Annotated in this window: 24 protein-coding genes; 7 read left to right on the top strand and 17 right to left on the bottom strand. The window is 41.5% G+C overall.

Translation table 11 applies throughout. The annotated features are described in order from the left end of the window. Positions 1 to 32: 32 nt before the first annotated feature. Complete coding sequence (locus tag ACED29_RS06985; protein WP_124016693.1) at positions 33 to 1028, top strand: glycosyltransferase family 4 protein; 996 nt, start codon at positions 33 to 35, stop codon at positions 1026 to 1028. A 66-nt stretch (positions 1029 to 1094) separates the two neighbouring features. Here the strand turns inward: ACED29_RS06985 and ACED29_RS06980 are convergent, their stop codons facing one another. The 6 genes from ACED29_RS06980 to ACED29_RS06955 all read right to left on the bottom strand — a co-directional run bounded on the left by ACED29_RS06980 (position 1095) and on the right by ACED29_RS06955 (position 6010). Further along, positions 1095 to 2234: a glycosyltransferase family 9 protein gene (locus ACED29_RS06980; protein ID WP_347690610.1), complete on the bottom strand. Its 1140-nt coding sequence runs from the start codon at positions 2232 to 2234 to the stop codon at positions 1095 to 1097. A 1-nt stretch (position 2235) separates the two neighbouring features. Then, positions 2236 to 3018: a glycosyltransferase family 25 protein gene (locus ACED29_RS06975; protein ID WP_347690611.1), complete on the bottom strand. Its 783-nt coding sequence runs from the start codon at positions 3016 to 3018 to the stop codon at positions 2236 to 2238. Between the two features lie 92 nt (positions 3019 to 3110). After that, positions 3111 to 3593 (bottom strand): hypothetical protein, encoded by a 483-nt coding sequence (locus tag ACED29_RS06970; RefSeq protein ID WP_371697342.1) that lies wholly within the window; start codon positions 3591 to 3593, stop codon positions 3111 to 3113. Between the two features lie 27 nt (positions 3594 to 3620). After that, positions 3621 to 3956 (bottom strand): glycosyltransferase, encoded by a 336-nt coding sequence (locus tag ACED29_RS06965; RefSeq protein ID WP_371697341.1) that lies wholly within the window; start codon positions 3954 to 3956, stop codon positions 3621 to 3623. 46 nt (positions 3957 to 4002) lie between these two features. Beyond that, positions 4003 to 4956, bottom strand: a complete 954-nt coding sequence (rfaD, locus tag ACED29_RS06960) for an ADP-glyceromanno-heptose 6-epimerase (protein ID WP_182698227.1) — start codon at positions 4954 to 4956, stop codon at positions 4003 to 4005. A gap of 52 nt (positions 4957 to 5008) precedes the next feature. Further along, positions 5009 to 6010: a glycosyltransferase family 9 protein gene (locus ACED29_RS06955; protein ID WP_182756923.1), complete on the bottom strand. Its 1002-nt coding sequence runs from the start codon at positions 6008 to 6010 to the stop codon at positions 5009 to 5011. A gap of 506 nt (positions 6011 to 6516) precedes the next feature. Here ACED29_RS06955 and ACED29_RS06950 point away from each other — a divergent pair. The 3 genes from ACED29_RS06950 (at position 6517) to ACED29_RS06940 (ending at position 9387) form a co-directional block, all read left to right on the top strand. Then, positions 6517 to 7272: a glycosyltransferase family 25 protein gene (locus ACED29_RS06950; protein ID WP_371697340.1), complete on the top strand. Its 756-nt coding sequence runs from the start codon at positions 6517 to 6519 to the stop codon at positions 7270 to 7272. Positions 7273 to 7376: 104 nt separating this feature from the next. Beyond that, on the top strand, positions 7377 to 7883 hold the full coding sequence (gene coaD, locus ACED29_RS06945; RefSeq protein WP_371697339.1) for a pantetheine-phosphate adenylyltransferase: 507 nt from the start codon (positions 7377 to 7379) through the stop codon (positions 7881 to 7883). 4 nt (positions 7884 to 7887) lie between these two features. Further along, a complete protein-coding gene (locus ACED29_RS06940) occupies positions 7888 to 9387 on the top strand; it encodes a capsule assembly Wzi family protein (RefSeq protein WP_371697338.1) in 1500 nt (499 codons plus the stop codon). 96 nt (positions 9388 to 9483) lie between these two features. On the opposite strand, the gene mutM is transcribed toward ACED29_RS06940, so the two are convergent. The 7 genes from mutM to ACED29_RS06905 all read right to left on the bottom strand — a co-directional run bounded on the left by mutM (position 9484) and on the right by ACED29_RS06905 (position 15672). Beyond that, entirely contained in the window at positions 9484 to 10299 is an 816-nt protein-coding gene (gene mutM / locus ACED29_RS06935; protein ID WP_124016702.1) for a bifunctional DNA-formamidopyrimidine glycosylase/DNA-(apurinic or apyrimidinic site) lyase, read from the bottom strand. 8 nt (positions 10300 to 10307) lie between these two features. Then, complete coding sequence (locus ACED29_RS06930) at positions 10308 to 10766, bottom strand: hypothetical protein (RefSeq protein WP_182741151.1); 459 nt, start codon at positions 10764 to 10766, stop codon at positions 10308 to 10310. Between the two features lie 276 nt (positions 10767 to 11042). Continuing rightward, complete coding sequence (locus tag ACED29_RS06925) at positions 11043 to 12860, bottom strand: bifunctional molybdopterin-guanine dinucleotide biosynthesis adaptor protein MobB/molybdopterin molybdotransferase MoeA (protein ID WP_371697337.1); 1818 nt, start codon at positions 12858 to 12860, stop codon at positions 11043 to 11045. 18 nt (positions 12861 to 12878) lie between these two features. Further along, positions 12879 to 13469 (bottom strand): molybdenum cofactor guanylyltransferase MobA, encoded by a 591-nt coding sequence (gene mobA / locus ACED29_RS06920; RefSeq protein WP_182698238.1) that lies wholly within the window; start codon positions 13467 to 13469, stop codon positions 12879 to 12881. Then, positions 13453 to 14145 carry an energy-coupling factor ABC transporter ATP-binding protein gene (locus tag ACED29_RS06915; RefSeq protein WP_371697350.1) on the bottom strand — a complete coding sequence of 231 codons (693 nt, stop codon included), beginning with the start codon at positions 14143 to 14145 and terminating at the stop codon, positions 13453 to 13455. Before ACED29_RS06915 ends, mobA begins: the two co-directional genes overlap by 17 nt. A gap of 58 nt (positions 14146 to 14203) precedes the next feature. Further along, positions 14204 to 14911 carry an ABC transporter permease gene (locus ACED29_RS06910; RefSeq protein ID WP_124016707.1) on the bottom strand — a complete coding sequence of 236 codons (708 nt, stop codon included), beginning with the start codon at positions 14909 to 14911 and terminating at the stop codon, positions 14204 to 14206. Then, on the bottom strand, positions 14908 to 15672 hold the full coding sequence (locus tag ACED29_RS06905) for a substrate-binding domain-containing protein (RefSeq protein ID WP_371697349.1): 765 nt from the start codon (positions 15670 to 15672) through the stop codon (positions 14908 to 14910). The genes ACED29_RS06910 and ACED29_RS06905 overlap by 4 nt, the downstream gene beginning before the upstream one ends. Positions 15673 to 16316: 644 nt before the next feature. On the opposite strand from ACED29_RS06905, the gene ACED29_RS06900 reads away from it, so the two are divergent. Then, a complete protein-coding gene (locus ACED29_RS06900; RefSeq protein ID WP_182698241.1) occupies positions 16317 to 17705 on the top strand; it encodes a sigma-54 dependent transcriptional regulator in 1389 nt (462 codons plus the stop codon). A gap of 56 nt (positions 17706 to 17761) precedes the next feature. Then, a complete protein-coding gene (locus ACED29_RS06895; protein ID WP_124016773.1) occupies positions 17762 to 19852 on the top strand; it encodes a HAMP domain-containing sensor histidine kinase in 2091 nt (696 codons plus the stop codon). Positions 19853 to 20393: 541 nt separating this feature from the next. Here ACED29_RS06895 and ACED29_RS06890 read toward each other — a convergent pair. Both ACED29_RS06890 and ACED29_RS06885 read right to left on the bottom strand, forming a co-directional pair. Beyond that, on the bottom strand, positions 20394 to 21074 hold the full coding sequence (locus tag ACED29_RS06890; protein WP_124016710.1) for a 7-cyano-7-deazaguanine/7-aminomethyl-7-deazaguanine transporter: 681 nt from the start codon (positions 21072 to 21074) through the stop codon (positions 20394 to 20396). Positions 21075 to 21378: 304 nt separating this feature from the next. After that, on the bottom strand, positions 21379 to 22737 hold the full coding sequence (locus tag ACED29_RS06885; RefSeq protein WP_371697336.1) for an isochorismate synthase MenF: 1359 nt from the start codon (positions 22735 to 22737) through the stop codon (positions 21379 to 21381). A 354-nt stretch (positions 22738 to 23091) separates the two neighbouring features. On the opposite strand from ACED29_RS06885, the gene ACED29_RS06880 reads away from it, so the two are divergent. After that, positions 23092 to 24285: an HD-GYP domain-containing protein gene (locus ACED29_RS06880; RefSeq protein WP_124016712.1), complete on the top strand. Its 1194-nt coding sequence runs from the start codon at positions 23092 to 23094 to the stop codon at positions 24283 to 24285. A gap of 34 nt (positions 24286 to 24319) precedes the next feature. On the opposite strand, the gene ACED29_RS06875 is transcribed toward ACED29_RS06880, so the two are convergent. Both ACED29_RS06875 and ACED29_RS06870 read right to left on the bottom strand, forming a co-directional pair. Further along, entirely contained in the window at positions 24320 to 24751 is a 432-nt protein-coding gene (locus ACED29_RS06875; protein ID WP_124016713.1) for a group 1 truncated hemoglobin, read from the bottom strand. After that, a complete protein-coding gene (locus tag ACED29_RS06870) occupies positions 24751 to 25593 on the bottom strand; it encodes a DUF3034 family protein (protein WP_124016714.1) in 843 nt (280 codons plus the stop codon). Before ACED29_RS06870 ends, ACED29_RS06875 begins: the two co-directional genes overlap by 1 nt. Positions 25594 to 25606: the final 13 nt, after the last annotated feature.

Raw genomic sequence — 25606 nt, 5'->3', positions numbered from 1 at the left:
GTTCGGTGACATATTCAATATGGAAAGGTTAAATGAAAATCTTACATGTACTACTTTGCCGAGGACCGTTTCCGGCGTTTAAGTTTGGCGGTACTGAGCGCGTGGTATGGTCATTGGCTACCGCTCAAAAACAGCAAGGTCACGAAGTTAAGTTTTTGATGCGCCCACATGATATTAGGCCTGAAGGAACCTTGTTGTACGATAAGAGAAAATCATTTAATCAACAGATTACTGATTGGCCTGATGTGGTGCATTTTCATTGCGCCTTTACTGGCGAATTAGATAAGCCGTTTGTGTGTACTGAACACGCCAATGCAGATAAAGCGAAACAATATGATCGCAACACTATTTTTATCTCTCAGCGCCATGCTAATAATCATCACAGCGATTGCTATGTTTACAATGGCCTAGATTGGTCTGAGTATGGCCAACCTAGCTTTGAATCTAACAGTAACTATGTTCACTTTTTGGGTAAAGCGACGGTTCGTCATAAAAACATGACTGGCGCTGCTAAGATTGCCAAAAAAGCGGGTCATAAATTAGCGGTATTGGGCGGTAAACGATTTGAGTTTGGTAAAAAAGGCTACTTTAACCTTGATATGAACATCGACTTTAAAGGCATGGTGGGTGGCGATGATAAATTTACGATTATTAAGCAATCACAAGCGTTATTATTTCCAGTGAGATGGCATGAACCCTTTGGCTTGGCGATAACCGAAAGCCTGTTTTTAGGTACGCCAGTTATTGGAACACCCTTTGGGTCTTTACCTGAGATTATCACCCAACCTGAAATGGGACTGCTGACGACAGATTATAATGAGATGGTGGATGCACTGAAGCACCTAGATCGTTTTGATCGTAAAGTGTGTCACCAAGTGGCAAGGGATGTGTTTAATGCAGATGTGATGGCGCAGCAATATCAAGCCATGTACGACAAGGTGCTTAACGGTGAATATTTAAATCAGGCTGCACCTTATGCTACCCAGAGTTTATTAGATTTACTGCCTGTTACCGAATTGATGTCATAACTCGCATCATTCACGGTTAACCGTTTCAATAAAAAAGGCCTATTCGGCCTTTTTTATTGACTCCAATTATAGCCGTTCAGCTAGCTTGGGCGTGCCACTATAATGTTGCTTTAGCTGTTGGGTGAATGCATCAACAATTTGCTGCGGTGTAATTGATTTCGCTTGGCCGCTACCGGTTAAAATAATACTGTCGCCCTTAGGTTGCCATAGGGTTAAATCATTCGACATTATGGTCACTTGTGGTTTATCCATGCATACAGCTAAGTGTGCCGTAGCGGTTTCAGCGCTAATGACGATATCGCTTTGTGCAATTAAGGCGGGCAATTGAAAAAAGTTTTGCTTGGCGGTAAATGTGGTAATCGCTAAATGGTTTAGCTCGCTATCTTCAGCAACTTGAGTGGTCACTTCATTCAATTTATCTGGTGGACAGTTGAAAATATACACCAGATTTTGATATTGAAGTTCGAGAGTTAAAATCACTTGTTTAAGTTGAGCAAAAGGATAATCACGTTTATCGGCGGTGGATAAATGGTTTACAAACACCACCAGTTTATTGGTGTCATTTGCGGTTAACTTGTTAATCAGTGTACAAGCTTGTTGTTGATAAATAGCATCAACATGAAACACTAACTGCTTTTGACCATCGACTAAATCGCCACAAGTAAGACCTAACGCCCGCTCGAAACATTGGCCATATAAATCGGTAATATGTTGACTGCTCTTAACCATGTCATCGTAGCTGAAGTAGGCATTTATATTATTAAAATACAGCCATTTTGCTATCGGGTTACTCAATGGTTTACTTTTAGAGGCGACGACAAAGGCTGAAGTTGATATTTTTCGAGCAATTTTTGCGAACTGCTCACTGCGATTCTTACCAATAAATACAATTAAATCATAATTGAGCGATTGTGCTTGGCTGATATAGCCTTGTCTTTGGGCGAGATCGCCAACAATGGGGTAGGTGTTATCGATAATACCCAGTGAGTCTATCCATTCATTGAGGACTTTATTGCGGCCTGTTGCCCACGATTGTGGACGACTACGACAATCATCAAACCACACATCAATAACCAAATGTGGATACTTAGCTTTTAGGGCTTTTAACCAGACACTCTGGTAAACAAAATCACCAATGGCTAAGTGGGTCATATACAAAATACGCTGGGCATTTTGTAATTGTGTATGGCTAATTAATGAAGACACATTAATCCTTTTTTAACGCTTGAGTGAATTGACGAAATTGTTTTTCCAGCTGAGGTGTTGCGATAAATCGCATCAATGCCCGGCTCCAATTTAACATTAACTTTGTCACACGTCGTTGAGGTGCTCTTTCTAAGTTACCGTCAGGATTAATATCTGACGGACCTTCTATGTCGACAGAAATACAGTAAGGCAGCAAGCCAAAAGGCGTTATTCCTAGGCTCCACCAAGATTTTAAATGACCATCTACTGGTTGAACAATATAAGGCATATGTTTAATCAGTGACTCTGCACCACGACGACTAATGGCTTGGGCCATTGCCCCAAGTGGAAATTTTTTATAGGTCACAAATTCAAATTCACCATAGTGCATCGACGACTGAATATTTTTACGACTTTTTCGTGTCAATGGATATAGCTTAATAAAGTCCCAATCCATGGTGGGCAGATTGAGGATCATGTTGATTGTATCGGCAAAGTTAGCCTCAAGGTGAATATCATCTTCAAATACAAAGGCTAAGTCTAAATCGTCGTCGATAATTTTTTGCCACGCTCGTTTGTGGCTTAAGCTACAGCCGATTTCACCAGCACTGAGATCGCGATAATAATGTTGTCTGGCTAAACGTGCGGGGGATACGGCTTCGATTTCTTCGCTTGATAGCAATTTACCTTCAACAGCGTCAATGCGTTCAAACGGAATGTTAACCGCCGCAAGTTGCGCTGCAATTTGTGCTAGCCGCTCTTGCGAACGAGCCAAATTAATAACAAACACTTTGTACTTTAACATGAATAATTAAGCCTTTTTCACGGAATACTTTGTTGCTAAACGGGTTAAATCTCAATGCCTATTACGCTAAAAATAGGGTCAATAACCCTTTATTAAATAGTGATAAAACGCTTTGCTATCGCATTGATAATCGGTTTGGGTAATTTATAGCGTTGTTGGGCTTTATTGATAAACAGATCCCAACCACTTTGTTTAATTTCATCTAATGTGTTGTCATCGATGTGACCTTTGAATAGCTCGCAAAAGTCATTTACAAATCTTACTTCTCGCTTGAGCGATGAATTACTGTAGCCTCGGCCAGCGTAGTGAATAAAACTGGCATCGCGATAATGCTCTGGCCCCATAAAGTCCATGCGATTAAATTTAGGCGAAATATTCTGATGCTTTAGACCGTCTCGGTGCAATAAGTAGTTTACATATGTTTGTTCGTAATACTTGATATGGTTACATAGCTGTTGCAGATCGTCGAGTTTAGCAATATCAAACAATCGGTTTTGCTTCGAAATAAGCATACAACCTAAGTTGTAATACACTGGGCGATTGTTGACCACAGGCCAGTTATCGACAGGCCCCATAATTGAGGTTATTTTATCAATTACACTTTAGCGCGCTAAGTGCTCGCCTTCATTAAACAAATAAACCGTGTTCAGGTCATCGTAAACCTCAAAGATATTCTCTGCATCGGGTTGAATAATAATGTCAGCATCGACATACAATACGCGATCATATTGTTTCAGAATTTCTTTAATATACAGTTTTTCAGTCCATGCAGGGCTGGCAGTATGTTGAGGATCTGTAATCGTGATTGGATAATGAAATTCTTTAGATACAATGAGATCCGCGCCAACTTTTTGTGCATATTGCTCAAAGCTGAGCAGTGCCGCTCGGTACATCGGATTTTCATCACCAATCGCAAGCGTGAAGATAGCTTTTTTCATTATTGTATCCAAGTAAAGTAAGAGTTAGCTTAACGGTTGCTCGTCATTATTGACCAATAAAGTGCTGGCTCTTAAGCCAATTTAAATACTCTGGTACCGCTTGTTCGACCGTTTTAAATTCGGCGTGATAACCGGCGGCCCTTAGTTGAGTTAAATCAGCCTGAGTGTAACTCTGATAGGCACCTTTAAGCTTATCAGGGAAAGGAATGTACTCAATGTGTCCTTTACCATGATACGCAATCACAGCGTTAGCAACATCATTGAAGCTTTGTGCTTGGCCAGTACCACAGTTATAAATGCCCGATACTGATGGATTCTGCCAGAGCCATAAATTAACCTTAACGACATCCTCGACAAACACAAAGTCACGAAGTTGCTGGCCATTGTCATAACCATCCACGCCTTCAAATAAACGACATACACCATTATGATTAATTTGGTTATTAAAGTGGAAAGCCACACTGGCCATACCGCCTTTATGTTGCTCACGCGGACCATAGACATTGAAATAACGTAAACCAGCTACCTGGCTGGTAAGTTTTTGTTGTCTTACATACTGGTCGAATAAAAATTTGGAGTAAGCGTAGACATTCAGCGGCTTCTCGAGTTCACGTTGCTCAATAAACTTTTCGCTGCCGCCATATACCGAGGCCGAAGAAGCATAGATAAATTGACAGTTATTGGCTTGGCTATAATGTAATAAAGTTTTTGAATACTCGTAGTTGTTAGCCATCATAAACTTGCCATCCCACTCTGTGGTAGATGAGCAAGCACCTTGATGGAAGATTACTTCGAGTGCGTTATCAAAATCACCCGCTTGAATTTGCTTGATGAAATCATCTTTATCGAGATAGTCGGCGATTTCACAATCGGCTAAATTAAACATTTGGGTACCGTCGGTTAAATCGTCAACGGCAATAATGTCATTTCGTCCCATGGCATTAAGTTGTTTAACTAAATTACTACCAATAAACCCTGCTGCGCCTGTAACCACTATCATAATAATATTTCCAATATTTGTGCTCTAGATGAGCAGGCTGAACCTATTGCGATTAAGATAACTTATTCAAAAAATCTGCAATTTCTTGGGACACTTGATCAAAGTCAATTAGCGACATATTACGGCCAGTTTTCTTACCAATTGGCGGCGTATAAGTGAGTCGCTTACTCGGCTCGGTTAACGTTTGCCATCTAATATGTGGTGCTGATCGTCTACCGGCATAAAAACCGACAGTCGGTACATTATGTAAGCCGGCAATGTGCAATGGGCCTGTTGAACCGGCAATAAACATGTCTGCGGCAACTAGCGACTCGGCAAAATCACGTAAACTGCTTAATGGTTTCGCTAACGAAACGCGTATAGGTTGATCTGCAAGTAACGCTTGAATATTTTGGGCTAAAACCAATTCATCGCCATTATAGGTTAAAACAAAATGACAAGCTGTTTGGGTAAGGCGGTTGATTTGGCTGATCATTTTTGCCAGATCGACTTCTGCAACACTGCCCGAAGAACCACCGGTACCTGGATGAATAAAAATCAGCTTTTCATCACCTTGTTGGCCATAATATTGCTGCCATTTAGGTTTATATTCACTCATATCCCAATACTGCTTCGGTAAACTTGGGATAGGATAACCATGATGGTGTAAAAAATGTTCTATCAACATACAGCTGCCACGCCAACAACCTTCACCTTTTTTGTAATCTGTGTTTGCTCGATGTTTATACAGATACTGATACCAATTATGTTTCGGCACTAGCTTGTATGGAATATCAATGTTTTTTAAGAGCTTATACATTCTCATTTCAGAATGTGCCACGATGACAGCATCGTAATTTTGCTTGGCAATATGTTCTGCGATAGCTTTGTCATCACCAGAATCAGCAATAGCATTATCAATATAGGGACATGCTTCGGCAAAAGGTGTAATTACTTTGGCAACAAATACGTCAATTGTCGCATCTGGAATGGCTTGTTTGAGTAGATAGAATGCAGGCCATGTCAGTACAAAATCGCCAATTTTATCGTGTTTGATGACTAAGATTTTTTTCATATTAGTGTCTGAAAGATAAAAATATTAACTTAATTCCATCAGATGATGGGGCTCATTATAGTGTAACTTTTAACGATTCTATTAACCATCATGATGATTGAGGTATAACGCTTTTGCCAAGTATATCAACTCAAGACCGTTTGTTCATCGTTTTGCATTAGGAATTGTATTGAGGGTGAGTAAATATCGGTTGTTATTGTTAACTCATCTGGTGACAATGAAGAAGTTTTTTGACAACAAACTAAAGCGATAATATTAGTGATATACTCCCAAACCTCTCACTCTCAAAATAGTGAAATGTATGTGAGAGACAGGACGCAAATAACCACTAATTTAATAACGGTTATTTCAAGCTTATTCAAAGGATTACATCAAATGTCACTGGCAAAAGTAACCTAACTGAAGCATCGACCATTTTATTCAGCAGATATCATCACGACTGAGTATTATTGGGTTAATCGTCAGTAGTTGAACATGATTAAAATAGGTGTTTGGGTTATTAGCATATGAAATTTAAAGTTTTTCTAATAAATTTAGATAGCAGTACAGAACGATTTACCTTCATGGATGATCAACTCAAACAGTTAGGTATCGAATATCAACGTATTTCTGCCGTATATGGTAAGGATTTACACGCTACCGACATTAGCAAAGTATATGATCCGCAAGCAAACCTTCAAAAGTACGATAAAAAACTGAATTTAGGTGAAATTGGTTGTTACCTCAGTCATGTGCAATGTTGGCAAATGATTATTGATCAGCAATTAGATTATGCCTTAATTCTCGAAGATGATTCTGTCTTAGATCCCGCATTGATGACTGTGATACAGCATATCGATAATTTATCTACAGATTGGGATTACATCAAACTGTGTCATGGGCGTAAGCAGAAAGGCATTGTACAATCAATAGCGCTTGATGATCGTTTTAGTTTATCGACGTGTTTGAAGCTGCCGTCTTCGACTCGCGGGCAGTGCGTATCATTGGCTGGTGCTGAAAAATTATTAGCTACGGCCTATCCTATTGCACGTCCTGTGGATATTGATATTCAGTATTGGTATGAAAAACAATTACGCTGTTTTGTTGTTAGACCTTTCCCGGTGATCGCGACCGATTTAGACAGTGATATTAGCCGACAAGGGCGACGCAATAACGCCAAGCGTCATCATTTATTGCGTATTTGGCAAAAAGTGAAATATGAGCTGGAATTATTAAAATATAAACAACAATTGCCGCCATTGCCCAGAATACAAAAAGAGTAATTTAGCCATGTTACCTTGCTAATATGTAAACTTAATAGTGATTCATTCTGACCCCAAAAATAGATAAACTAGCGACTATAAAGATGATGTAAAGGCGAAATATTATGCATAGAAGAGCAATTTATCCGGGTACCTTTGACCCAGTGACCAACGGTCATGCCGATTTAATCGAACGTGCTGCACGCCTATTTAAACACGTGATTATTGGTATCGCCTCAAACCCTTCTAAGCAACCTCGTTTCAGCCTCGAAGAGCGTGTCGCTCAAGTTAATTTGGTGACTGCACATTTAGACAATGTTGAAGTTGTCGGCTTTACTGGTCTGTTAGTTGATTTTGCTAATGAGCAACATGCGAGCGTGTTGGTGCGTGGATTGCGTGCGGTATCCGATTTTGAATATGAGTTCCAATTGGCGAATATGAATCGCCGTTTAAGCCCCGATCTTGAAAGTGTTTTTTTGACACCAGCGGAAGAGAATTCATTTATTTCATCTACGCTAGTGAAAGAAGTTGCCTTGCACGGAGGGGATGTGAGCCAGTTTGTTCATCCACAGATTGCGTTACAATTAAAGCAGAAAGTTGCTCAAATTAAAGCTGAGAATAAGGGTAAGTAATTGCATGATAAAAGGATTTAGTTTAGCTAGTGTTACCGCCGCATTGGGGTTAAGCGCTATGATGGTTTACACCAATGCTCAAGCTGCGCCCTGGGTTGATACTTCAGATATCTATTTACGCGCAGATATCCAAGCTTTAGCCGATGCAGGTGTGATTAGCGCGCCGATTAATACGTTTCCATTGATGTGGGCGGGTATTGGAGCTGATCTTGCCAAAGTTGAGCCTTCGATATTAACCCCTGACTTAGTGGATGCTTTCGCACGGGTTAACTTTTACTACCAGAATGCTGTGGGTAATCGTGGTAACACCAGTATCAAAGTGGCTGCTGCATCTGATGAGGCGCGCTTTCAACATTTTGGCTCTGATTATCGTGAAAAGGGCCAATTACAAGGCTCACACGAATACACAGGTGAGCGTTTCGCTTATAAGATTTCCACCTCTGCAAATTATAACCCTGCGGACGACGAAGAAATCCGTTTAGATGATTCTTATATTGCTGTGGTGTTAGGCAATTGGATTGTCACTGCTGGCAGTGTTGGCCAGTGGTGGGGACCAGGATTTGACTCCTCGCTGCATAAATCGAACAATGCCAGACCCATGCCATCGTTGATGGTCAGCCGTAATAATTCACAAGCATTCGAAACGCCTTGGCTGTCATGGATGGGCGATTGGAGTTTAACTGGAGGTATAAGTGTTACAGAGAAAGATCGTTATGCTCCGCATACCCTATTGTGGAACCTCCGTGGTGCCATTAAGCCATTTAAACAGTTAGAAATAGGCTTGTCTTGGACTACGCAGTTTTGTGGTGAAGGCCAAGAGTGTAGTTTTAATACAGCGGTTAAATCCATTACTGGTCAGCGCGATTGTCGAGCAGATAATGTCGATGAATTTGGTTGTTCAAACTATGGTAACCAGATGGCGGGTTTTGATGTCCGTTATGCAGATACCTGGTTTAATGTGCCTGTCGGTTTGTATCTGGAACGCACTTGTGAAGATTCTAAAGGTGATCCATGGCAAATTGTTGACTGCGGCAAAATGGTCGGTGCTGACACGCGTTTCAATTTTGCCAAACAACAGTACAAATTGTTTATCGAATATACCGATACTATGGTGTATTGCGGTGAAGATAAAAACCAGTTTAATTGTTTTTACGAGCATTCAACTTACCAGAGTGGCTCACGTTATTATGGTCGTGCTTTTGGCAGTACCTATGACAGCGATGCCAATGTTTATGCTCTCGGGTTAATAGGTCAGTTCGACAATAGCCATGGTTTTACCTCAATTATTCGTTACGCTCAATTGAATAAAGATGGTGCTAATCGTGGCGGTGAATGGGCGCCGCAACCATTAAAAGAAGATATTATGATGCTCGAGTTGTCATATCGCTTGCCAGCGTTTAACGGTATGTTGACCTTAGGCGGCAGTGTGGCAAATTCCAAATTTGAAGTGCAAGCCAATGATAGTCAAGGGACTATTTTTTCAACTTACGAGTATAAGTTTTAAGCGTTATGGTTGATTAACCGAGTTGAGGTTGATGATATAAGGGAGCCGAATGGCTCCCTTTTTTATTGGTTAATGCTAGGCGCAGTGGCTAGACATTTACCGTTGCTGGCATAAACCACAAAATACTGTAGTACGCTGACCGAGTTTTATCTCGCTTAATAAGTTGCCACAGCTGGTACATGTTTCGCCGCCGCGGCCATAAACATGCAACTTTTGCGCAAAATATCCTGGCTTACCATCTGCATTAGTGAAATCTTTCAATGTTGTTCCACCTTGCTCAATAGCATGAGCCAAAATCTGTTTAACTTCCGCCACAAGAATGGTTAACCTTTCTAGGTCAATACTCCCAGCGGCAGCTTGTGGATGGATCCCTGCTGCAAATAGTGCTTCATTAGCATAAATATTACCTGCTCCCACTACGATATGATTATCCATTAGGCATAACTTAATGGCTTTTTTCTTGCCAGCCAGTGCAGCTTGCAATTGTAATGGTGTGAAATGCGGGCTTAATGGTTCTGGACCAAGCTTTGATAGCAATGGATGAGCCTCTTCTGGTAATTCGTACCATAGCCAGGCGCCAAAGCGTCGCGGGTCGTTAAATCGCAACATACGACCATTATCGAGGATTAAATCAATATGGTCGTGCTTTTCTACCGGGGTGTTACGCGGCAAAATACGTAAACTACCGGACATACCTAAATGCACTATGGTGATGCCCGCATCAGTGTCGATTAATAGATATTTGGCGCGGCGACGAACATTATTAATCCGTTGGCCGACAATATTTTGTGCCACGTCAGGCACTGGCCAGCGTAATGATCCATTACGGACAATGAGCTCACTGACAGTTTGGTCTATGAGATAAGGACTGATCCCAAGGCGGGTTACTTCAACTTCCGGTAATTCAGGCATAAAAACTCTTATTTTGATTGAGAAGGAACGGCAAGAATAGGCTGTAAATCGGCGCGTAAACTGGGTGGTACTTGATACCAATTTTGGTTAGACGATTGTAATAGACCTTCATTTGGAAAATAACGCCATTGTTGTGCTGTGTGAACATGATTAATCGCGATCGTGAGCGTCTGCTCTGCAAGGCTATGCTCTGGTTCGGTTTTTAATGGTGACACACTAATGTTTTGCCATGATTGGGCCCATTGCTGACAATTGAGTACTTGCTGGTGGCATTGCCATTGACCATCTTGTTGACTTAGCCATATATCATCGAGGTGTAATTGCTTTAAAGGCATTTGCGAGTCAAATAAAGCCACAGCATCAGCGGGAACGCTAGCCGTTTTATCATTGATGAAAGACAGTACGGCAATCATAAATACACTGGCTCCAATAATAATATAGTTCCAACTTTTACGAGAAAGCGCCATAGTCATTACCTTTAATCGGATGATGTTATTTATCTTAAAGCAGCATTGTGCCCTGTTGATTTTTGAGTGTATCACCCAGGAGATAAAAAACGAATCGGCTCAGGAGTCATCCGTAAATTAATCTTTGTTGTAGTATTGATACGGTTGCGGATAGGGTTTTAGGTTAACGATGAGCAATGAATTATCTGCTTTACTGCATTCCCCGATAGTCATTACACTAATATCATGACGTCATGATATTAGTGTAATGACTATCGGGGGCGTGTTTAGTTTCAGTTACAATAAATCGGCAAATGGCTGAATAAATACAGATCCACCAGCGGGTATGGTGTCATGGTCATCGCCAATGACGATAAGGCAATTGGCATTGACCATCGAACTGAGCATGCCTGAACCTTGTGCTCCCGTTGTACTGACATGAATTTTGCCATCAGGCCCAAGAGTATAAATACCGCGTAAAAACTCTGTGCGACCTGTTTTGCTTCGCAGTGGTTGGCTGGCAATGGCGGGAATAAATTGCGGTAGCCAGTTTGCTTCGCCTGCCATTTTACGAATAGCCGGCTGCACAAATTGTAGAAAAGCCACCATTACAGCCACTGGGTTACCCGGTAAGCCAAAAAAGAGACTTTGATTAATATTACCCACCGCAAGCGGTCTTCCTGGGCGCATATTAATCCGCCAAAAATGGGTATTGCCCACATTCGCGAGAGCCATTTTAATGTAATCGGCATTACCCACGGATACGCCGCCAGAACTGATCACAATATCTGCTTTGGTTCCTGCATCAATGAGGGTATTGGTCAGTGTCTGCTCGTTGTCATCTATGATACCGAGATCAATGACCTGACAACCGAGCTTTTTCGCCATAGATAAAATCGTGTAGCGATTAGCGTCATAAATGCAGTTAGCTTTTAGTTGATCGCCAGGCTGACTCACTTCATCACCGGTAGAAAATACCGCGACAATCGGGCGTTTAAATACCGGTAATCGATGGAAACCGAGTGAGGCCATTAATCCCAGTTCTGCAGCGCCTAATCTTGTACCAGCAGCTAAAGCGACTTGACCTTGAGCTATATCTTCACCAGCAAGGCGAACATGTTGGCCTTTGATAATCTTGTCTTTTTCAAGCAGTATTAATTTTTGATTTTGCTCATTTGCCAGTTCGATTGCCTGAATCGTATCGGCGCCTTGTGGCACGGTAGCTCCAGTCATAATGCGCACTGCTTCACCGTCTTGTAAAATATTAGGATAGTGATGTCCTGCTAACACTTCAGCGACAACTTTGAGGGGGGCGTTAGCTATGCTATTGAAGGCAAATGCGTAACCGTCCATTGCGGAGTTCGTTTGCTGCGGCACATTGATTTCAGAAATAATATCTTGTGCTAACACATGGTTATCGATATCAATCAGGTCAACGACTTCGGGGTGATTCGTTGGTGTAATTTGTGCCAACACTGCAGCTACACCTTGCGATACACTAATACCGTTTTTATTGTTTGCGGTGTCGTCTATTTTCGCCGCTTTACTGGCATCAACCGGTAAATTGATGACTGTAGCTTGCCAGTTTTGTTGGTAGTGCTGAACAAAATCAGCAATTTGTGCCACATTGTTTAAATCTAAACGAGTTAAAGATGCAGGGACCGTCGTCTCATCACAGCAGGCGATAGCGACAATATTGTCATCATGGATATGGATCAATGGCTTATTATGTGCTGCACGATGTAGTTCAATTTTAGGTAATGCTAACTTTTTAAAGCCCTCTACCAAAACAATATCCACTTTATCGACTTCAATTTGACGCAATAAGTGTTGTAACTGGGGATCATCATCGAGCGGATCTTCGGTCATTAACGCCCAACGCATATTCGACGCCACTAAGACTTGTTTTGCTCCTGCTTTACGCATTTCGAAACTGTCTTTACCTGGAATATCGACATCAAAATTATGGTGAGCATGTTTTATGACTGCCAAACGTAAACCACGCTGATTCAATAACGGAATAAGTTGTTTCAGTAAGGTGGTTTTCCCAGTGCCGCTGTATGCACAAAAACCTAAAACGGGGATCGGCAATGGATTGGTAAATAATGCTGTCATGAAGTACCTCTACTGAAATTACTTGGCAATTTGCTTTGCTAACTGATGTTTTTGTTCTGGTGTATTGATGTTAACGAATGCATTGGGTTGGTCGGCAAAACTTTCTACTGCCACTTTATGTTGCTTGTACCACAAATCAATTTTGCGCTCTCCCGCATCCAAGAAAGCCTGCATCGATGTCACTAGATGAGGTTTTAATAGTAATACTACGGGTTGTTCATACTCACCATCACTGGCCACAGCAAGGTCGGCCTGCTGTTGCTCTAAAGCCGCTAATAACCTTACGACTAAGTCATCAGGTAACATTGGGCAATCACAAGGCACGACCAGAAGATAATCTGCTTCAGTTTGCTTTAATGCGGTGACCATTCCAGCAAGCGGCCCTAGATAACCACTATCTTGGTCGCTAAAGACTTTGTAACCCCATTGTTCATACTGCTCTTGATTACGGTTAGCATTAATCATAATGCCATCGACTTGGCTTTTTAGCTTATCAATTGTATGGCAAATCATGGCTTGGCCATTAAGACTCACTAAGCCTTTGTCATTGCCACCCATGCGCCTAGCCATGCCGCCAGCTAAAATTACTGCGTCAATTTGTGGTGCCATAATGTAATTCCGTTGTATTAGCCTGATGCACTTCTCCTACTGTAGGAACATGCATGCTGGTATGAATGGTATGTTGTTTGATGTGCCAATATTGATGACATAACGCCGTCAGGCCACAGGTTTGATGGCTACTGATTAATAGTCCTGTGCCATCTTGTTTTAATTGATTAATCATCGCAAGCACTAAACTCTGCGAGTGTTTATCCATATTCGAAATCGGTTCATCGAGCATTAATAGTTTTGGTTGAGCGATCCAGGCTCTTGCGATGGCAAGGCGTTGTCGCTCTCCGCCAGATAAGTCACTGGCATGGTGGTTAAGCAAGTCAGTTAATTGAGACATATGAATCGCTTGGCTAATGCGTTTTTTTCGTTGTTCTGACGATAACGACCGTTGAGCTAAGGCATAAGTTAAGTTGTATTTGACTGAACCCTCAAACAGGTAAGGGTGCTGATGCAAATAGACTGCTTTACCTAAAAGCGACTGAGTTCGCCACCACGGTGTGGGCACAAAGCCATGACTCTCAATTTGGCCCTTAGTAGGGGACTGTAATCCAGCAAGTAGCTTCATTAAGGTTGATTTACCTGAGCCATTATCACCTTGCAGATAAATGACATCACCCTGACTAAAGCTAAGTCTATCAGCACAAAATAACATCTTTTGATTAAATTTAATCATGACATCTTTAGCTTCAATACTGACTGGGTATTTAACAGCGTTATTCGCTAACGACATTTTAATGGCTCCTTGGGACGGCTTTGCCTCGCAATGAACCCAAGATGAAATTTAACACTAAGGCTAATATGAGTAACACCAGTCCTAAGGCAATTGCTTGGGCAAAATCGCCTTTGCTCGTTTCGAGGGCGATAGCCGTAGGGATATTACGAGTGACATTCATAATATTGCCACCGACCATCATAGAGCAACCCACTTCAGTTAAAATTCGACTGAAACCGGCGATAATAGCGAGTAAGAGTGGCACCCGTAATTCACGGCATAAAGTCCACACTGCGCGTAACCAGGATGCTCCTAAGGTTCGTGATGTTTCCCAAGCTCGACGATCGACACTCGAAAATGCTGCTTGTGATAATGCTATCAATACCGGGGCGCAAATTAGCATTTGACCCAGAATCATGCCTTTTTGAGTAAATAGCCATTTTAAATCACCTAAAGCGCCATTACGGGTCAGCAATAAATAGACTAATAAACCGATTACAACGGTAGGAATGGATTGTAAAGTTTGCACTAAGTTAGTGACAATCCAACGACCTCTAAAGTGGCTAAAAGCAAGGATAAAACCTAAAATAATAGAGGGAATAATCGTGATCAATAGTGCAGCAAAAGACACTGAAAAAGAAATATTAATAATGGCCCAAACATGAGGGTCAAAAGAGAGCAGCAAGCTAAATGCTTGCTGCAATAGTACTAACCAGCCATCACTCATTTTTTATAGGTTGCCTTAAACAATTGCTCTCCTTGCACTTTATAATTGTTAATCATCGTTTGTGTTGCAGGACTAATAAACCAATCGCTCAATGCTCTGGCACCCTTATGATTTAAATCTGGGTATTTTGCTGGGTTAATTAACATGATCTGATAAGGGTTAGCTAATTTATCACCACCTTCAAAGCTAATATTGAGATCGAGTTTAGCTTTATAAGCAATATACGTTCCACGATCGGTTAATGTATAAGCTTGTAATTCATCCGCCATTAATAACGTTTTACCCATGCCTTGGCCTACAGAGGTATAACCTGCAAAGTCTGGTGTAATGCCGGCATCTTTCCAAATGATTAATTCTTTCATGTGGGTACCAGAGTTATCACCGCGAGAAACAAATTTACTGTTACTTTGGGCAATTTTACTGAAGGCTTCAGTGACTAATTTGCTAGACTTTACTGCCGCAGGATCATTTTTAGGTCCTAATACCACGAAATCATTTTCCATAATGCCGCGCGGTTCAATACCATCGCCATCGGCGATAAATTTCGCTTCAGCATCTGGGGCGTGAGTCATCACAACGTCAACATCTCCTTGGCTGGCAAGTTTTAATGCTTTACCTGTACCCGTTGCAATAACTTGAACAGTATAACCTGATTCAGCTTCAAACTTAGGTAACAGTGCCCCCAGTAGGCCTGAGTTTTCAGTACTGGTTGTGGTTGCTAACTTAATCACTTCATTTGCCAGTGCAGTAGGGCTAAACATCGCTCCACTAAGTACCGATGCTGCTATCAGAATACTAATGCTTGCTTTGAGTTTTAACATTGCCGCTCCTTGATATATTAATCGTTATGATATTCATATTTTTGGTCTGTTGATCTTTGATGATCAAAATTTTTAAACGTAAACCGTGTCGCACCTTGTATCAAAATCGCAGTGCAAGTTATGACGCCTAGCCTGCTAAGCGAATAATTTGCAACAAAGACTTTTACTTGCAAAGGCGTCTCACGCTTAAGTGGAACCTTTCGGGCAGCACTTGTAGCCACTTTCTATTACTTGACCGCTTGTTCATGTAGAATGATCACACGCTATAAGCTTCGCCTCGGAGAAATGGCTATAAACTGCATAAAAATTCATCTCGAAAGATCAACAAGCCCTAACTAAAAAATTAAATGCATTAGGAAATAACTAATTCCCAACGTAATAAGCAAGTTAAATGCCAAAGTACTTTAATGCAAATACTGTTCACGCATAAAATCGAAACTGTGAACTTGCTCCCAAGCTATGGTTATTTATATTAGACAAATTGTCCCATGATCACCTTTCTATGGTTCATAGTGACCAAGTGATTTGAATTCAGTGATACAGTATTACAAAGCTTGCCAAAGCGTCCATATAAGAGTCCATTTATGAGTCCAAATGAACATGCCAACCCAGTAGCAAAGACCACAATGTCAGTACTCATTGTTGATGATGAACCCGGTATGCGCAGTTTTTTGATGAAAGCCTTGGCTAAAAAGTTTGCCTTGGTTGAAACCGCTTCTTCAATTGCCCAAGCTGAAGAGTTACGCAGTCATGGTCATTTCGATTTATTGATTGTGGATATTCGCTTGCCTGATAGATCGGGTATTGAATGGCATGAAGCGCTTAATGATCCCGAGCACCAATCCGATATTATTTTTATGACTGGTTACGCCGATATGGATGTGGCAATCAAAGCATTACGTGCGGGTGCGTGTGATTTTATTATGAAACCGTTTCATTTAGAGCAGATGATCACTGCCGTTGATCGTTGTATCGAAAAACGTTTGCTTAAGCGTGAGAATTTTATGCTAAAGCGTGAATTATCGCACGGTCAATCATCGACTATTATCGGTAACAGTGAAGCTATTCGCGATGTTAAAGAAGTGATTGAACGCATCGCCCCGACGAACGCTGTGGTGTTAATTGAAGGCGAGTCTGGTACGGGTAAAGAGCTGGTGGCCAGACAGCTACATCTGCTTAGCGGTCGAAGTGGTGCATTTGTGCCGGTGAACTGCGGTGCAATAGCCCCAGATCTGTTGGCCAGTGAGTTGTTTGGCCATACTGCAGGCGCATTTACAGGGGCCAAAGGTAATCGTGAAGGCTTATTTAGTTATGCCTCGGGTGGCACAATATTCTTGGATGAAATTGGCGAAATGCCAATGAATATGCAAACGGCATTATTAAGAGTGCTTGAACAGCGTGCGATTCGTCCAGTTGGAAGCGAAAAAGAAGTGGATATTAATGTGCGCGTTATCGCGGCAACTAATCGTTTATTAATCGATGAGGTTGAGGCGGGACGTTTTAGGCGCGACCTATTTTACCGTTTGAATGTATTAAATATTGTTATTCCATCTTTGCGATCTCGCCCCGATGATGTTGCTGAACTTACCCATTATTTTACCTTACAATTGTCACAAGAATTGGGTATTAAAGACGTTATTTGGAGCCACGAAGATCTGCAAGTGCTGCAGCAACATGATTGGCCTGGTAACATTCGCGAGCTACGTAATATGATTGAACGGTGTATTTTATTAGGCAAACCCCCTGCTGAATATTGGAAAAAACCTGCGTCAGTTATGGTCAACGATGCCATGGGTTACCCGCTTAATTGGCCATTGAAAGAAGTTGAAAAACAACATGTCACAAAGGTTGTTGATAATCATAACGGCAATAAATCTGCTGCTGCCCGCGATTTAGGTGTGTCGCGAAAAACATTAGATCGAAAATTTAAAGATTGGTTGAATCACGCCGAAGAAGGTCACGAGGAAACATAAACGTGGCGAATTCGAAGGGTTTTTTTACACGAGTTTTCGGTATTAGTTGGCAGCAAATGCAAGCCAAAGTACGTTATCGGATCTTGTTTCTGACATCTCTGCCTATTGTATTAACCCTGGTTAGCTTAGTTTTTATAACCATATATTGGAATGTAATATACACGGGCAAACAATTGTTTATGAAGGTAAAGGCTGATTTAGTTGTCGCCAATAGTACCTTGATGCAAGTGCAGGAACGCCAACAAGACAGTTTAGAGTCGATCAGTAAATCATGGGATTTTCAACATGCATTTAGGTTGCTACAACACAGTCAGCAGCAAGCTGATCCCAAGGTTATTAGTGCGCTAAATATACTATTAGAACAGCAGCAAAAAGCATCAGGATTAGACTTTCTAAGGTTAATTCGTGTCGCAGATGCTGCCGCGGATCCCGACTTACGTTTGATGTTGCACCAAACTCAACAGAAGGCTTTTTCTGGTTTGATGGTGCTGTCAGCTAAACGTCTCGAAAGAATTAATTCAAGTCTAGCAACCCAAGCTAACATTAGCTTAATTCCCACATTACATGCCAAACAGCCTCTACAAAATATTGAAACACGTGGTTTATTAAGCCGAACCTTATTACCGATAGCCGACCAGTCGGGTAATGTATTTTGGTATTTAGATGGTGGTATGTTGTTTAACCGCAATACTGCCATCGTCGATAATATTCGTGACTTAGTTTACGGCAAAGGCACATTACCAGAACGCTCAATCGGTACCGTGACCCTTTTTCTGGATAATATTCGGATTAGTACTAATGTCCCGATGGAGCAATTTCCCAAAGACCCGAATAAACCCAATAGAGCATTAGGTACGCTGGTGTCTAATGAAGTGTATCAACAAGTACTGGTTGAAGGGCAAACATGGATAAATCGTGCCTTTGTTCTCAATGATTGGTACATCTCTGGTTATTTACCTTTACAGGATGTGCGCGGTAAACGGATTGGGATGGTTTATGTGGGCTTTTCTGAGTCTCCTTTTCTGCATAATTATTTACTCAATATTATCGAGCTCGGTACCATTTTAGTGTTTGTGTTATTGATTTCAGGTTTTCTAGTGTACCGGGGAGCAAACAGCTTATTACAGCCAATTGAGTATATTCACCAAGTGGTTACTGCGGTGCAATCTGGGCGCAATATCAGGATCGGTAAATTAGACATCAATGGTGATAATGAACTGGCACATTTAGCCGAACAATTTGACAATATGTTGGATCAGTTGCAGCGACGTAATGCCCAAATTCAATCTGCTGCAGAGCAACTTGAAATTAAAGTTGAGCAGCGTACTCGTAGCTTGCAAGATAAAACGGAGGAGCTCGAGCGTAATGTGGCGTTATTGCATGCGACCAGACAACAGTTGGTCACCAATGAAAAACTTACCGCATTAGGAGAGCTCATCGCAGGTATCGCCCATGAAATTAATAATCCTACCGCGGTAATTTTGGGCAATATGGAGCTGTTAAAATATGAACTTGGTGATAATGCTGCCGTAGTCGAAGAAGAGATCGAGTTAGTGCTCCAGCAAGTGGGCCGGATCACTACAATTATACGAAGCCTACTGCAATACAGCCGTCCAGGTGAGTTCAATGCCCCCATAACATCGCAACCAGTGACGCAAATTGTTGAAGAGATGCTGTTGTTAGCCCGCCATTCCATTGAACAACAAGAGGTCACACTGATCAAGGATTTCACTGCCACAGGTGATGTTGAAGTCAATCGTCCCCAGCTGTTACAAGTTCTGATTAACTTAATGGTTAATGCCGCTCATGCGATTGAAAACAAAGGCCGAATTTGGCTACGAACATATGACTGGCTAGAAGATGGCAAAACGATTGGCGTTAAAATTGAAGTTGAAGACGAGGGAGTGGGGATTAATAAAGAAGATTTGAGTCGTATTTTTGACCCATTTTATACCACACGTAAAGATGGTACCGGTTTAGGTCTCTCGTTGAGCTATGGGATAATTAAACGGCTTGGTGGTACGATTGAAGTGAATTCGACAGTAGGTAAGGGCACCATATTTACCATTGGTCTTTACCACAAGGCAAAAGATGATCAACAACTTGGGCCTTATGAAGGCTTACATTTTGGTGAAAAAGCACAATAAGAAAACAGCTAAAAAAAAAGCCGGATGATGAATCCGGCCACAAAGAGTGTATGAGCAATGTCGTGCTTGCGAACTCTGAAAAGTGATTAAAGGTGATGAAGTCTTTAATCACTAAACCGAGTTTTGGAACGCAAGTTAATAATAATCATTCTCATTAGTGTTTGCAAGCATTTAAGGTAATATATCGAATCTTTACATTTAATTAAGCACATAAAATAATAAGCTATTGTTTTTATTAAAAATGTTTATGCTTTATTACTTGTGTGTAAATGTATTTTGTAAAATAAAACAGTTTGGCGCTTATTCTGGTATTAGAGGTTGGTGTTAGTCTGATTGTTATTGTTCACGCTTAGATGAACGTTACTGGAACGCGAGGCGCATCTTGCGATTAATGTGCTGATGATAATCTGTGGAATATTGTTTAGAACAACAATACTGTCATCGTATTTGATAAAAACTGCGCATATTAAATAAGTAAAGCATCGGCGGCACTGTAATTGAGCTGACGATGCTTTTGCTTATTCACCTATCCTAACAACGATTACTTTGATGCATGAATAATAATGTCGTCATCAGTCGTGATGTCATTTAATAAAATTTTATCTTGTAGTACCTTCAATAACACCCCATAAGCCGGTAAAAACAATCCTAAGCTCACGATCAATTTAAAGGCGTAATCAACGCTAGCAATTTCTGGCCAATGTGTGGCCATAAATACATCACTGGAAGCATAAAACGCGATACTGAAAAACACTAAGGTATCGACTAAGTTACCTACTAATGTTGATGCTGCGGGGGCAACCCACCAAGCTTTGGCCTGACGTAATTTAGCAAATACAGTGATGTCCATTAGCTGGCCAATCAAGTACGCCACAAAGCTGGCAAAGGCGATGCGAAACACAAAGCTGTTCCACTCGATTAATGCACCAAACGCTTGTAATTGACCTTGGTGAAACAATACCCCGACTAAATACGACACCACAAGTGACGGTATCATGGCTTTAAGAATAATGCCTCTAGCAGCTTGTTGGCCAAAAATTCTTACGGTTAGGTCGGTGGCGAGATAGACAAATGGAAAGCTAAATGCACCCCAAGTGGTGTGGTAGCTAAACAGCTGAAATGGTAGCTGAACAAGATAGTTGCTTGCGCAAATAATTAAGATATGGAAACTGACTAATAGCATCAGTGCTCGGCGATATTTCGCCTGGGTTAACGTCAACATATTGTGGCCTTTTTAATTGGGTTAGCGCGGGGTGAGGGAACCCGCTATTAATTAGTTAACAGTATTTACTGGTGTTAACGGGACTATATAGCCTGAGTTAAGCCGATAAGTTAATACCTGTTATAGAGAATATTATCATTATAGTTTATTGGTCGTGTTTGCTGATAAATACACCACTTGATTAACCTTTTTAAGCGAATTCATGGCGGTCAGCAATCATGGGGGCGGGATAATAGCATGGGTTTTGTACAAGCGAAAGGCCTAGTCATGGCGAGCAAGCATCGTTGGAGTCAGCTTAGAAATATTAAAAATCGATTAATATAGACAATACTGTCGCTAATTTGTTTTCCAGCTCTTGCCACTCAGCTTCAGGATTTGACCCCGCAACAATACCTGCTCCGGCAAACAAGTTGATTCTTCTGGGTTCAATTAAAGCGCTGCGGATCGCAACAGAAAACTCTGATTCATGGTGATTTAAATAACCACAAGCTCCAGCATACCAACCTCTAGCGTAACCTTCTCGCTGGCGAATAAAGTTTAATGCCGCCTCGCGAGGTAAACCTCCTACGGCAGGAGTAGGATGCAGCGCCCGTAATAATTCAAAATCACTAATGCCTGGTTTTAACTGTGCTCGAATAGCGCGATGTAAATGTTGAATATGATCAAGCTTAAATATTTTAGGCTGCTCGTCGGCGCCCACATACTGACTTAATGGTGTGAGTACATTGACAATATGCTCTCTGACTAACTGATTCTCATGGCTATTTTTAATATCATCTAATAGCGCTTGAGCCAGTAATGCATCCTCATCAGGATTAAGTCCTCGCACTGTTGTTCCGGCTAATGCTTCGGTAAACAGTTCCTGTTGGCGGCGTAAATATAACCGTTCGGGTGAACAAGATATAAATGCGCGTTCAGGGCTAAATTGAAAGCCAAATTGAAAGCTATTTGGATTACGCCCTTGCCAACAGGCTAAAACAGTCCAAGGGTCAATATGGTCATTTACATCAATTTGGCTGTGGCGTGATAAGACGACTTTGGGAGTCGATTTGATAAAATTAGCTTGGGTGACCTGTTCAACCAATTCCTTCCAGCGGGCAAAATTAGGTAAATCACTTCGACCCATTAACATGAGTTTATTCGGTGGCGACAAGGGAGCAGGTTTTTGCACCATTGCGATAGTATCAAGTGCAGCTTGGATTTCGTCTTCAGCGTTTCCATTCTCAAAATTAAGGTTTACTAATATCCTAACCTTATGACCGCTTCGGCGTAATTCTATTCTAGGTAATATAAAGTGTGCACGGCCAAATTCAGGCCAACATTCTACCGTGCGATCGAACGCTAAACCGCCGTAATAGCGAATGTCTTGGTGATTGGTTTTGTTACGCTGTTGCTGATAGATTTGCGCTAAGGCATTGTCGTCGACTTGGTCGGCAAAATAAAATGCCTTACATGAACCTATAGCGGCGACATCTTCATTTCTATCACGGCCATGCCAATAAATTTTAGGGTATACGGTTTGGGCACTTAACCAAGAGATTAATGGTAATGCTGGAGCATCGACTGACAGTTGCACTATAGGGTCACAGATCGGTATGCTGCGAAGTTGTTCGAGCTTAGAGATCAACTCGCTAAATTGTGGTGAAAAAAAGTGACCTTTCAATCTGTGCCTCTCGTATATCAACATAAGCGTTAACGTTAATAAACAGATGAAAAAGTGTCAATTAGCAAGATTAAAGTGTGTGATCTGAATTGCTAATATAGCCATGAGATTTTGGTAATGTGTCTGTTAGGTAACCATGTTAAAGAATTCAGCTATTGGCTAGTGTTATTGGATCGTTATAGAATGAAAAAGCAATGTCGAACATCTCGTTGAGTCAATGTTAAAGTGCCATCGATATTTGTGTGATGATCTGAAGTAAAAATTAGCTGAATTGAGTAAAGTAGTTCAAAATATAACTAGAAATTGCAAGTCAGATTTCGTTTTTTAGTTTCGTCTCCCGGAGTAATTTGTACAATGAATGATTCTGCCGAATCAAGCAATGTCATCAAAGTCCCTATCGATAAACTTGCTTTAGGCATGTTTGTTACCGCGATAGATCATCAGAACGGTAAAGTAGCCATCCGTAATCCCGGACAAATTAAATACCGTGATGCAATTGTCAAACTTAAAGCCAACAATATTGCATTGGTGTGGGTTGATATTGAACGCTCTTCAGACACCTGTGGATTAAAAAAAGCAGAAAGAGCAAGCTCTGCTAGCAGCCTATTAATGCGTAAAGCGACGGTCACTCGAGATGGTCAACGAGGGCAAGCTAAAAAGTTACTTGCTGAAGCCAAGGGGCTTATCAAAAAAGTAATGTCTGAAACCTTCGAAGGTAAAGCTATCGAAGTGGGTCAATTTGAAGATGTTGCTGATAAAATGATTGAGTCGGTTATGGATGATGCCGACGCATTTAAGTGCATCTCAGCACTGCGTAGCAAAGATGCTTACTTACTTGAACACTCTATCAATGTTGCCTTTTTGCTCGTCACCTTTGGCAAGCACCTTAAGCTTGACCGCGAATTGCTTAAGCAAATGGCGGTTGGGGGGATTTTACATGATATCGGCAAAATTAAAGTTGATAACGAAATATTACACAAACCAGGTAAGCTGACCCCAGAAGAATTTGAACACATGAAATTGCATCAATTTTATGCAATTGAAATCATGAATGAAACAACAGGGCTGTCACAAGTGAGTAAAGATGTGTGCTTAATGCATCATGAAAAGCTTGATGGCCGCGGTTATCCTAATGGCCTCAAAGATGAGCAACTTCCTCAGCATGGGCGAATGAGTTGTATTGTAGATATTTTCGATGCGTTAACTGCTGCTCGTTGTTACAAAGAAGCCATGAGCCCCGCGGCAGCATTTAAAATATTGATCAGCTTGACACCATTTCATCTTGATCAAAAACTGGTATATGAGTTCATCCGCTGCGTGGGTATTTACCCTGTCGGTTCATTAGTACAGCTATCGGACCTGCGTGTAGGAATTGTATGGGATGCTAAAGGTCGCGATGCCTTGCATCCTATCGTTAAGTGCTTTTATTCAATCAAGCATAAGCACTATACCGAAGTGACTATGGTGGATTTACTTAAATCTGAGTTAAATATTGAGCGAGGCGTATCGCCAAGTATGCTCGATGTCGATCCTAGCCCTTTTTACTAAATGCCAGTAAAGCCCTGTGAGTGAATAGCAATAACTAATGGCCAATAATCTGTTGGTACATGGGTGCTAACTTAGCTAGAAGCGCATTACGTGTTGCGATAGGAATATGCTGTTGTTTAAGGGCTTCAATCAAATGGCCCACTAAGGCATCAAAGTCGGCTTGGCTAATGTGCAGTCCGATATGGGCATCATACATAGATGCTCCTTGATAAAGACACTCACCGCCAGTGACAACACATAAATGCTCAATCAGCCGTTGACGAAAAACACTGATGTCGGTTTGTTCAAAGTGATGTAAGAGGCGTTTGTCTTGGGACAAATTAACCAGGAAATCGTCGGTGATCATACTGATGCCTTTGTTTCCCCCCAGCTGCTGGTAAAGGCTTGTTGGTTGGCTTGCGCAGCCAGTAGACAGTAATAACAGTGCGCCCAATACCAGTAGATGATGTTTAAAAGCATTCAGCATTACAGTGTTCCCTCTACGGATAAATACCACCCTTGTTGCTGCTTAAATCCGGCAATACTGCCTAAATCGACATATGCGCCGACAACCGAAAGGTGTTTATTAACAAACCAGGCGACAAAAATATCTTGCCAATCTTGCTCTTGCGCAAAACTCAACTCATCTGGTTTTTGTTTGTACTCATAACCCAGAGCAATATTATCAGTTAATAACACCGCAATAGAAGCTTCGGCTTGTAAGGTGTAATCGTTGTTGGTTGCAGTGCCAAATCCGAGTAAACCTGTTTGGTTTGCTTTGGTGGCTCTCAGGGTTAGGTTGGTTACAAGGTTACGGCCTGCAATGGCTTCAAAATAGACCTTGCTAGCGGCCAAATACACATCTAACCCCCAATCATCTCTTGCTCCCACTGCTTGTGGTAAGGCAAAGTCATCAACACGTTTGTACTGTAATCCTAAGCTGATTTGCGGCATTGCGGTATAGAGCACTTCACCAGCCAGTTTGTATTTTATGCCTACAATATCTTGGCCTAGTTTGCCGCCCAGAGTGTCTAAATCAAAAGTTTGTTTGGCAATACTCAGTTCAAAGCGATTATCAATGCTTAACGATGCCCCCATAGAATGCAGTGTAAAGTCGTCAACATAAACGGCGGAGTTCATCGCGGTTAAAGACCATTGATCAGAGCTTGCATAACCATTAATTACCGCCCAAGGTACTATGCCACCTCCGGCACTACCTTCAATAGTGGTTGCGCCGCCAGTGGCGATAATTTTGCTCGTATCAGCTTGGGCCTGCGTCACGATTAGGCTTAATAGCCCGGATAATATAATGCATATGATTTGATACATTAGCGCACCGTAT

It is taken from the genome of Shewanella sp. 5S214 (assembly GCF_041439795.1).
Lineage (GTDB): Bacteria > Pseudomonadota > Gammaproteobacteria > Enterobacterales > Shewanellaceae > Shewanella > Shewanella vesiculosa.
This window is presented reverse-complemented; position numbering and strand designations above follow the sequence as displayed.